Origin of the sequence: Synechococcus sp. J7-Johnson (assembly GCF_024345795.1) — a bacterium.
In the GTDB taxonomy this organism is placed as follows: Bacteria; Cyanobacteriota; Cyanobacteriia; order PCC-6307; family Cyanobiaceae; genus Regnicoccus_A.
This window is the reverse complement of sequence record NZ_JAGQBU010000055.1, coordinates 1-8,324: the sequence shown is the minus strand read 5'-3', so window position 1 is coordinate 8,324 and position 8,324 is coordinate 1. Positions and strand designations below refer to the sequence as shown.

10 protein-coding genes are annotated in these 8,324 nt (G+C 58.5%); 2 read left to right on the top strand and 8 right to left on the bottom strand.

Going from position 1 to position 8,324, the window contains the following annotated elements:
- The 5 genes from KBY93_RS15580 to KBY93_RS15560 all read right to left on the bottom strand — a co-directional run.
- Positions 1-1,588, bottom strand: a 1,588-nt coding sequence (locus tag KBY93_RS15580; protein WP_255095341.1) for an AAA family ATPase, incomplete at its 3' end; no start/stop codon positions are given.
- A gap of 11 nt (positions 1,589-1,599) precedes the next feature.
- The gene (locus KBY93_RS15575; RefSeq protein WP_255095340.1) at positions 1,600-1,845 is read right to left on the bottom strand and encodes a hypothetical protein; all 246 of its coding nucleotides are present in this window, start codon (positions 1,843-1,845) and stop codon (positions 1,600-1,602) included.
- A 50-nt stretch (positions 1,846-1,895) separates the two neighbouring features.
- A complete protein-coding gene (locus KBY93_RS15570; protein ID WP_255095339.1) occupies positions 1,896-2,039 on the bottom strand; it encodes a DUF1651 domain-containing protein in 144 nt (47 codons plus the stop codon).
- 108 nt (positions 2,040-2,147) lie between these two features.
- Positions 2,148-2,675: a hypothetical protein gene (locus tag KBY93_RS15565; RefSeq protein ID WP_255095338.1), complete on the bottom strand. Its 528-nt coding sequence runs from the start codon at positions 2,673-2,675 to the stop codon at positions 2,148-2,150.
- A 158-nt stretch (positions 2,676-2,833) separates the two neighbouring features.
- The gene (locus KBY93_RS15560; RefSeq protein WP_255095337.1) at positions 2,834-3,124 is read right to left on the bottom strand and encodes a hypothetical protein; all 291 of its coding nucleotides are present in this window, start codon (positions 3,122-3,124) and stop codon (positions 2,834-2,836) included.
- Positions 3,125-4,188: 1,064 nt separating this feature from the next.
- Here KBY93_RS15560 and KBY93_RS16335 point away from each other — a divergent pair.
- Positions 4,189-4,530, top strand: a complete 342-nt coding sequence (locus KBY93_RS16335) for a DUF1036 domain-containing protein (protein ID WP_399223354.1) — start codon at positions 4,189-4,191, stop codon at positions 4,528-4,530.
- Positions 4,531-4,553: 23 nt separating this feature from the next.
- Here the strand turns inward: KBY93_RS16335 and KBY93_RS15555 are convergent, their stop codons facing one another.
- The 3 genes from KBY93_RS15555 to KBY93_RS15545 form a co-directional block, all read right to left on the bottom strand.
- Entirely contained in the window at positions 4,554-5,132 is a 579-nt protein-coding gene (locus KBY93_RS15555; protein ID WP_255095336.1) for a DUF1353 domain-containing protein, read from the bottom strand.
- A gap of 362 nt (positions 5,133-5,494) precedes the next feature.
- Complete coding sequence (locus tag KBY93_RS15550) at positions 5,495-6,157, bottom strand: hypothetical protein (RefSeq protein WP_255095335.1); 663 nt, start codon at positions 6,155-6,157, stop codon at positions 5,495-5,497.
- Positions 6,158-6,470: 313 nt separating this feature from the next.
- Positions 6,471-7,070 (bottom strand): hypothetical protein, encoded by a 600-nt coding sequence (locus KBY93_RS15545; RefSeq protein ID WP_255095334.1) that lies wholly within the window; start codon positions 7,068-7,070, stop codon positions 6,471-6,473.
- A 472-nt stretch (positions 7,071-7,542) separates the two neighbouring features.
- Between KBY93_RS15545 and KBY93_RS15540 the strand changes: the two genes are divergently transcribed.
- Positions 7,543-8,238, top strand: coding sequence for a site-specific integrase (locus KBY93_RS15540; RefSeq protein WP_255095333.1), 696 nt, complete (start codon positions 7,543-7,545; stop codon positions 8,236-8,238).
- Positions 8,239-8,324: the final 86 nt, after the last annotated feature.

Here is an 8,324-nt window from a genome sequence, read left to right as displayed (position 1 = left end):
CCGCCTGGCGGAACACCTCCGTGAGCCGGGCCACCGGCAGGGCGCCGCTGTTGATCAGATCGGCGAGCACCTGGCCGGGCCCCACCGAGGGCAACTGGTCGACATCGCCCACCAGCAGCAAGGCCGCTTCTGCTGGGAGGGCATCCAGCAGTGAGGCCATCAGGGGCACATCCACCATGGAGGTCTCATCCACCACCAGCAGGTCGCACTCCAGTGGCAGCTCGGCATTGCGCTTGAACCCGAAGGCCGCCGGGTCGAACTCCAGTAACCGGTGGATCGTCTTGGCCTCAAGCCCGGTGGTTTCGCTCATCCGCTTGGCGGCACGGCCGGTAGGGGCGCAGAGCTGGATCCGCAGCTTCTTGGCGGCCAGGATGTGCAGGATCGCGTTGATCAAGGTGGTCTTGCCCACCCCCGGCCCACCGGTGATCACCAGCACCTTGCTGGAGAGGGCCTGCTCCACCGCTCCCTTCTGGCTGGCGGCGAGCTCCAGGCCAAGGCGTTGCTCCACCCAGGGGACGGCTTTCGCCGCCTCGATGCTTCCCCAGGGCGGCTGGCCCACCGCCAGCGCCTGGAGGGACGCCGCGATCCGGCGCTCATCGCGGTGCAAATTTGAAAGGAAGATCGCCGGCTCACCGGCCAGGCTGTCTGCCACCACCGAACCTTCGGCCAGCTCCAGATCCAGGGCGCTCTGGATCAACCCTGGCTCCAGCGGCACCCGGCTTGTGGCCACAGGTTCCGATGCCGATTCGCCTTCCGCTGCTGGATCGCTTGGCCGCTCGACGCTGAGCAATTCCCCGGCCAGCTTGAGCAGTTCGGCGCTGGGCAAGCCGCAGTGGCCATCACCGCTGGCCTCCAGCAGGGCGTAATTGACGCCGGCCCGCAGGCGGATCATCGCCTCAGGCTTGATGCCCAACCGCGCGGCGATGGCATCGGCAGTACGGAAGCCGATGCCGCGTATGTCGCGGGCCAGGCGGTAAGGGTTCTCGGCCATCACCTGCACGGCGTCATTGCCGTAGGTCTTGAAGATCCGCACGGCCCGGGCAGTACCGACGCCATGGCTGTGCAGAAACACCATGATTTCGCGCACCACCTTCTGATCGGCCCAGGCCTGGCTGATCCGCTGCCCCCGCACCGGGCCGATGCCCGGCACCTCCCGCAGCCGTTCGGGGGCCTGCTCGATCACCTCGAACACCTGTTCGCCGAAGGTCGCCACGAGCTTGCTGGCGTAGATCGGGCCGATGCCGCGGATCATTCCCGAGCCGAGGTACTTCTCGATCCCTTCGGCAGTGGTGGGGGCCGAGGCCCTGAGGAAGGAAGCCTTGAACTGCTGGCCGTGCTCGCGGCTGTTCACCCAGATGCCGCTCAGCGTCACCCATTCGCCGGCACTGATCTCGGCGGCATGACCCACCACCGTCACCAGGTCGCGATGACCGCGCGCCTTGATGCGCAGCACGCAGAAGCCGTTATCGGGGTTATGGAAGGTGACGCGCTCGATCGATCCCGCCAGCACCTCCGTGGGCTGCGGACTGGCCTGGGCGGGATCGGTGGGAGACGGGCGTGCCAGGGCAAGAGTGGCCTCTGGGCACACCTTTGCAGGGTTCAGCCGTGCGGGTAGCGAAGGGTGCGCCAGCTGCCGCTCTCGGTGCTCACCTCCAAACCAAGCCCAACCTGGGTGTCCGGTTCGCCTGCAGGCTGTTGCTGCTGCCACCAGTGGGTGGCGAACGCCCAGGCCTCCTCGATCGACTCGAAGTGCTCATCGAGCTCAAGGTGAGGTTGGCCGTGGTGATCCACCAGGCGATAACGCCGTGGCTGGTGGCTGCTGCTCTTCTGCAAGGAGGGGACCATCGGTTCTGTGCACTCAACTTGGTGGGGTGGATCGGTTTGGGTGGTGGTGATCACCACTGGGGACTGCAGGCCGCCCAGCCCGCCTTGCGTTTTTCCTGCCAGAGCGTGATGGCCTCATCCCGGCTGATCTCCCGGCGGTTCTTGAGCAGCGGCACCGGCTCGCCTGGAAGCAGTTCGCCGCTGGTGATTTCCAATCGCTGGTAAGTGCGTTCTCAGCGGGTCGGGCGAAAGCGCAGCACTTGGCGCCCGTCGCTCAACCAAACCTCCTTTGGGGTCAGGGGGAACATGCGGTGGTCGCTGGCTCATGCCTTTCGGAGCCGGGCCTCGATCAACCGGCAGCACTCCCGCCCGTCGCTCGCGCTCTCCACCCCCTTACTGAGCGAGCAGAAGAAGTCCCGCCACAGCACCGGCACCGCCAGCAGGATCAGCGGCCGGCCCGCATTGAGTGCATGGGCGGCTTCTGAGGCTGTACCGGGGCCTCCGCCTTCGCAGACCACCACCACATCGGCGCTGAGCACGTTGATCACGTTGCGGGCCTTGCCCATGCCGGCGAAGAGGGCCAGATCAAGGTCCGCTGTCCTTTGTCTGTCGTCACCGTTCCCTTCATTGGGCAGCACCCCCACCACCAGGTGCCCCCCCACCCGCAACGCTCCCCGGCTGGCCGCTGCCATCACCCCCGCTGGGCGGCCACCGGTGAGCAGCACCCACCCTCTGGCGCTGATGCGCTCCCCCAGCGCCTCGGCCAGACGCATGGCAGGAGCGGCGATGCTCCGGTTCAACCAGTGCCCCCACACCAACTCAATCTCCCGGGCAGGCGGGGTTGGCGACATCGACACCGACTGGATCCGTCAGTTGCTGCGCGGAATCAAGCAGAAGGTCGAGGCACGAGGATTCCTCTATGAGAAGCGGTATCCCTAAACCCTGAACGACCTCTGGGATGGATGAGTTCCGCTACGAGTGCATGAAGCCCACCGGGCCGTAGCAGCCATCAGTTCGCAAGCACAACCCCAATCTCCGGCGGGTCCTCTGGCTTGTCCTGCCCAAGCAATGCTTTAGGCATGGCCCTTGGGGCTGGGTCGTAAGCATCCATCCTCCCAATGACGTGCTGGATCTGGATGGAGTGCTGCTGGCCCGTATCGACGTCGATCACCGACGCCCAGACCGGGTTGGTGCTCCAGTGGATCAAGTCGAGCCAAGCCACCATCTCTGGCCACCAGCGACTGGACGCCACCGCCACGATGTCGCCGTGCTGAAGACGGCGGGGCAGAGGGTCGACCATGGCGGCACCTCAGGATGACCTGCTCACTGGCTTGCTCTTCATGCCCCAATCCCTCTGATTGCTGAGGGAAGCGGGAGTTGATGGGAATGACGGGTGCGCAGATGTCGAGGCCGCCTGTGACCGCGTGAGGGCTCCGTAGTCGACGAGCATCCAATCCTGGGCGCGAAAGGTTGCGTATGGGGAGGAAACAGGGCTCATGGCAGAGCAGCAGGTACATCAGTACTAGCCGCTGTACTTGCTGGTGTCAACAGGCATGAAGGGCGAGGCTGGGGGGGCGGGCTTTCATGGATCAGGCCAATGGATAATCTCTTAGTCAGCCAGACCACCACATCTGGTGCTCCTGACCATTCCCAAGAGCAGAAACCACCATCCGGAGTTCATGGCTCGTGTGGCCGAGGCGGTCATCTATTCCGTGGCTCAGCGACGAAAAGAGAATTGACGAGGCAGCAGAGGAACGATGCGTTGGCACTCCACAGCCCAGCGTCAGTTACTGGCCACCGCACTCGTGAGTGGGATGAGCGGGGCAAGGCCGCCGCATCCCAGGTCGCCGAATGTCCTCCCGCTGGATCAGCCCGGCTTGATGGCTTCTATCGCTGGTACCTGGCCGCTGGTACTAGCTACCGTGACGACCTGGCTTCCCAGCAGCAGCACCTCTGCCCGGAGCTCAGTGTGGATAGTTCTGCATCGCTTGAATGAGCAGTTCAGCGTATCCGATGTAGCTTTATGAACATGCGCTTCTCGGGCCTAAGAGGCAAGACTACATTCATAAAAGAGAGTATGCACATTGCTGTATGAAAAATGATGTAGATGCTTCAGAGGTTGACTCAAAAAGCCTGGAATTCGCGCCAACAGTTAGCTTTCGACATGCCGCTATGGGCACAAACGCTGAAGCAGAGGAGCGAGCAGAGTTCTTTCAAAAAACGAACAAAGGCACGAGAAAAGCCAACGTTGTTCCTGATGACAGAAGGCCTACAGAAGTGCTGCCCCCATCTTCATCTGGTGATACTTCTGAAAAGGCCCCAATTTCAGTACGTCTTCAGAGTGACGAATAAGAGACCACGATCATGTACGTGAAATTCAGAAATCAATCATCTTCCGCACTCTGGCTTGTCGTCGGCTACTACAAGCCAGGCTGCCCTGATGGGGGAGATTGGGCAAAACGAGGTTGGTACCGTTTATCTCCAGGCCAGTCAGCCTTGGTGTTGGAGACGAACAACATATATCATACATACTACGCTGAGGCAGATGATGGTCGCCAATGGCGCGGAGAATACTACACTAATTTGCCATTGCAAGCATTTGATTGGTGTTGGGACACAGCTTCAACATCTGGTTTTACTGTGGGAATGAGGCTAGTAAGAATAAAGGCGACAGGAAGTGGAACGCAAACCTGGAATCTAACTTAGGATCTCTTGAGTGGACGTGCAGCCTACTGTCCGCTTACGGTATTAATTGCTGCATCAACTCGCCGCTCAAGCTCGAAAGGATCATCTGTAACTCCCTGCCTGAGAAGCAACTCAGACGCTACGCGAAAGTCGGCCTCTATGCGTTTCTCGCTTGGAGGAATTGATGTTCGCGGCTTAGGCGTGAATGATTCTTCGATACCGAGAGACCATAGTGGCACTACACCTCCTAGTGCACCAATCCGGACACCAAGATAAAGAGTGTTTGCTTCCTCCGGGGTGCAACCTCCAGCTCTGCAGGCATGATAAAACATGCGGTCGGCGGCCCTGCGTAGCGCTATGTCTCCCACCGCATCATTGCAGGCCTTGTCGTGCACAATGCTTGCACGCCTATAGTCGCCTGTATATGGTGATCCCACAAGAGACCATAATGCCTTGGGAATTGATGCTCCATCAACTTCGTAGCCAGATGGAACCTCCCAGGCAAAACCATCAGGGTCTGTAAAAGCAAAGTCTTCAAGCAGTTGCATTTTTCTATCAGACCCAATTTCCGTCATCCACCGAGTGCTGGGCTCGCCGGAGAAGAAGCCATGCTCCTGTGGCATCGTTCAGATTCAGAATATGGAAATCTAGTGCCTCCTCTCTCAGAGGTCTAGGATCTTATCTTCATGTTGCATTTGTAAGGGCCAACCTTACGGGACCTCGATGTGTTGCCATTTCTGAGGCAACATTGAGAAGCCACAAGAAAATCCTCAGCATGTGCAGATCCGCCTGGCTACTGGCATCCATGACTTCAAGCCTGGACGACTGTCCCGCTACCGACCGCCTACCATGCTCCAGATTCTGAAATCTGAACCAGGCCTGAATTCAGGCCGTACGTATCTACCGTAGGCGGCTGCTCAGAAGCGTCAAAGGGCTTGTCCAACACCGGACAAGATCGTGGCTGCGCACGATCTATCTTTGTTCGTTAGGCGGCACTGCGCAACCGCTCCGCGACTGCCTGGTACGCCGACTTGAGATTGCCGGGGCTGATGAACGGAGCGCGAGGTTTGGTACCACGGTGTAGACGTGCGTAGCTGGCAAGCTCTGGCACAGCGCTTAGCCATAAATTTACCGAGCGCATGACAACTATCTCAGCGCCGCGCGCCATTGCGCGGCGGACCAAGTAGAAGCTGTACTCTTGCGATGGCAGGCGCGGGCTGGCCGAAGAGTACTCCCGCGAGTGGTATGGAGTGAACTGAATACACGCCAGACCGCGAGCCACTGACTCAAAGCCGACTTCGCCAACGAGTTCCCGTACTCTTTGAAACCACCATGCTCCTCCTGGCGTTGAGCCGGTTGGTTGAAGGTGGAGGAACGGGTAGGGCTTGAGTTCATGCGCGAGGCTGCTGCGCGACATTGCGGCAAACTCAGTTTGTGCGTGAACTGAAGCATCGTCGGGGCTCCACCCCGGATTCAGATTCAGGACTACGACCGTTGCACTGAGCGAGCCGAAGAACGGCTCAGGAAACAGCAACATGTCGAACTGATGCTTCGAGGCTGCTCGCGCATTGAACGACTGCAAAAGCGAAGCGTCCGATGCCAGCACGTACGGCGTTGCGGTAGGGAGTGCGCTCCACGGGTTCTGCATCGCAGGCCAAGCTGACACGGTGCTTGTGAAGCCTAACGCTGCCCCTGAGTGACAGGCCAAGATCCCTTGGAGGCGCAGCTGATACTGAAGGGGGCCTGTCCATTCCAGGGGTGTGTTCGAAGAGTCGCCTCCGGATAGAAAACGTCCGAGGAAGTACAGAACATATACAGAACATCTGCCAATTCATGCATAAGACTCAGGCCAGACTCTCCTGCATTGGCCTGATGATTGAGCGTAAGCTGCTATTGCTAGGGGAGAACTCAGAAAAGTCGTGTAGTGCGTGTAGTGGAAGTTGTGCTCATCACTTTTGAGATCAGATATTGGCTTTGCATACCCAGCCATAGCCACCATTAATTGGAATACCTGAAGTGCCAGCTTTCTCTTTGGTGTCCCCTTTCATCCAAGTGATCGTGAAGGATTCCACAAGGCCAACGTCTAGACAGCCTTGACCTCCTTCAACGGTGAAGGATCCGACATTTACCCAGTCCAATGCTTGATTATTCTTAAAGATGCGCATTGTGCCGCCTTGTGAGGCCATAGGAGCAGAGGATTGAAGTGTATATCCATTAACGCAACTTTCATCATTCCCGATGATCATAGGGATGTCGAGTGCACTGCCTGGCAACCAAGCATGGAAGAAAGGGGCATATGAACTAGGGAGCCCATTATTATATCCACTAAACCGTACACAAACCCCAAATATGCCTTCACGAATGGAGAGCCTAATTGTTCCACTTAGCTCACGGGGCGATACACTTTGGAGACCACTCGGGGGTAAGCGCGGTTCGGGAGGATCAGCAGGTTGCTGGGGTTGGTCATGATATTGAGGATCTTTTTTATTGCTGTTTGGTGCCGTGTCTTCACCTGGCATGTTCACAACTAGGGACATGATAAGTGAAACCACCGTTGCCAAGGAACCAAGAACTGTGATCCCTACTATCCAAGGATGATCTGGCTTCCAAGTCATGATGTGTCTCCAGGAGTATTGCAGGGATAAGTAGACAGTGAGATCATAGCAACTGATTTCGTGCTATATCTAATCTTGATTTTGGATACATTCTTTCGATTCATCGTTTAGCCATACATGAAGGTGTTGCGATCCTTCGAACGCTCCAGATCAGAAGCGGGCACGAAGCATTTGGTTGAGATTGCAACCTTTGCCCCGTCTTCTGCATCTGGATGTTGGACTAAGCCGCTGCGCGGCAGATTCAAAGCCAGCATAGCCAGAGCCATGCAAGATGGCCAGAAACTGATGGGTTGATTGGCGGGTAGCCTGGGCTGCAGCAGCAGGCTCGATCGCCAGTCGATTTCGCAGTTCCACAGTGAAGGATGCACACCCTCAAGTGTGTGTCATTTCTTCCATCCCATTGGGGAGGAACCTCACCATGGAACAATACGAACAGGAGCGATTCGACCAGCTCTATGCCCAGCACCTGCAGGCCCTCACGCTGCAGGGCAAACGGGGTAAGACGATCGACGGCTATGCCAGGGCTGTACGCCGCATCGCAGGCTTCTTCAACCGCTGCCCTGACAACCTCACAGCCGCTGATCTGAAAACCTACTTCGCCTGGATGGTGGAGAACTACTCCTGGAGCAGCGTCAAGGTGGATCTCTGGGGGTTGTCGTTTTTCTTTCGCCAGGTCCTTGGCCAACCGATGGAGTGGGTGGAGATCATCAAGCCACCCAACTCCAGATCGTTGCCTGATATTCCCACACGGGAGGAAGTACAGCGTTTGATCAACAGTGTCTATCGGCTGCGCTACCGCGTGTACTTCTTTGCGCTGTACAGCATGGGCCTGCGGCTGGGGGAGGGTCTTGCGCTGGAGATCGGCGACATTGATGCGGCCCAGAAGCGTGTGCATGTACGCCAGAGCAAAGGAGGGAAAGATCGCTACGTGCCCCTTCCGGATGCAACCCTGCAGCACCTGCGCCGCTTCTGGAGCAGCCACCGGCATCCGCGGCTGCTCTTCCCCAATGGCAACGGCAATGATTCCTCAGCTCGCACCGCCACCAGTCCCATGGATCGCGGCGGGGTGCAGGCCAGGGCTGATTCAAAGTGTGTCACAGGCGCACTGGCCTGAGCTGCCGGCATGGGGTTCGCTCGGTGGTATCGCCTCCTTCCTGTGCCCGAAACCGCCGCTGCCGCAACTGATCTGGATCTGATCAG

What these genes read in the sequence shown, in the direction of transcription:
- KBY93_RS16335 (WP_399223354.1), top strand. Translation starts at nt 4,189, where the DNA reads ATGTACGTGAAATTCAGAAATCAATCATCTTCCGCACTCTGGCTTGTC.
- KBY93_RS15555 (WP_255095336.1), bottom strand. Translation starts at nt 5,132, where the DNA reads ATGCCACAGGAGCATGGCTTCTTCTCCGGCGAGCCCAGCACTCGGTGG.
- KBY93_RS15575 (WP_255095340.1), bottom strand. Translation starts at nt 1,845, where the DNA reads ATGGTCCCCTCCTTGCAGAAGAGCAGCAGCCACCAGCCACGGCGTTAT.
- KBY93_RS15540 (WP_255095333.1), top strand. Translation starts at nt 7,543, where the DNA reads ATGGAACAATACGAACAGGAGCGATTCGACCAGCTCTATGCCCAGCAC.
- KBY93_RS15550 (WP_255095335.1), bottom strand. Translation starts at nt 6,157, where the DNA reads ATGCAGAACCCGTGGAGCGCACTCCCTACCGCAACGCCGTACGTGCTG.
- KBY93_RS15565 (WP_255095338.1), bottom strand. Translation starts at nt 2,675, where the DNA reads ATGTCGCCAACCCCGCCTGCCCGGGAGATTGAGTTGGTGTGGGGGCAC.
- KBY93_RS15560 (WP_255095337.1), bottom strand. Translation starts at nt 3,124, where the DNA reads ATGGTCGACCCTCTGCCCCGCCGTCTTCAGCACGGCGACATCGTGGCG.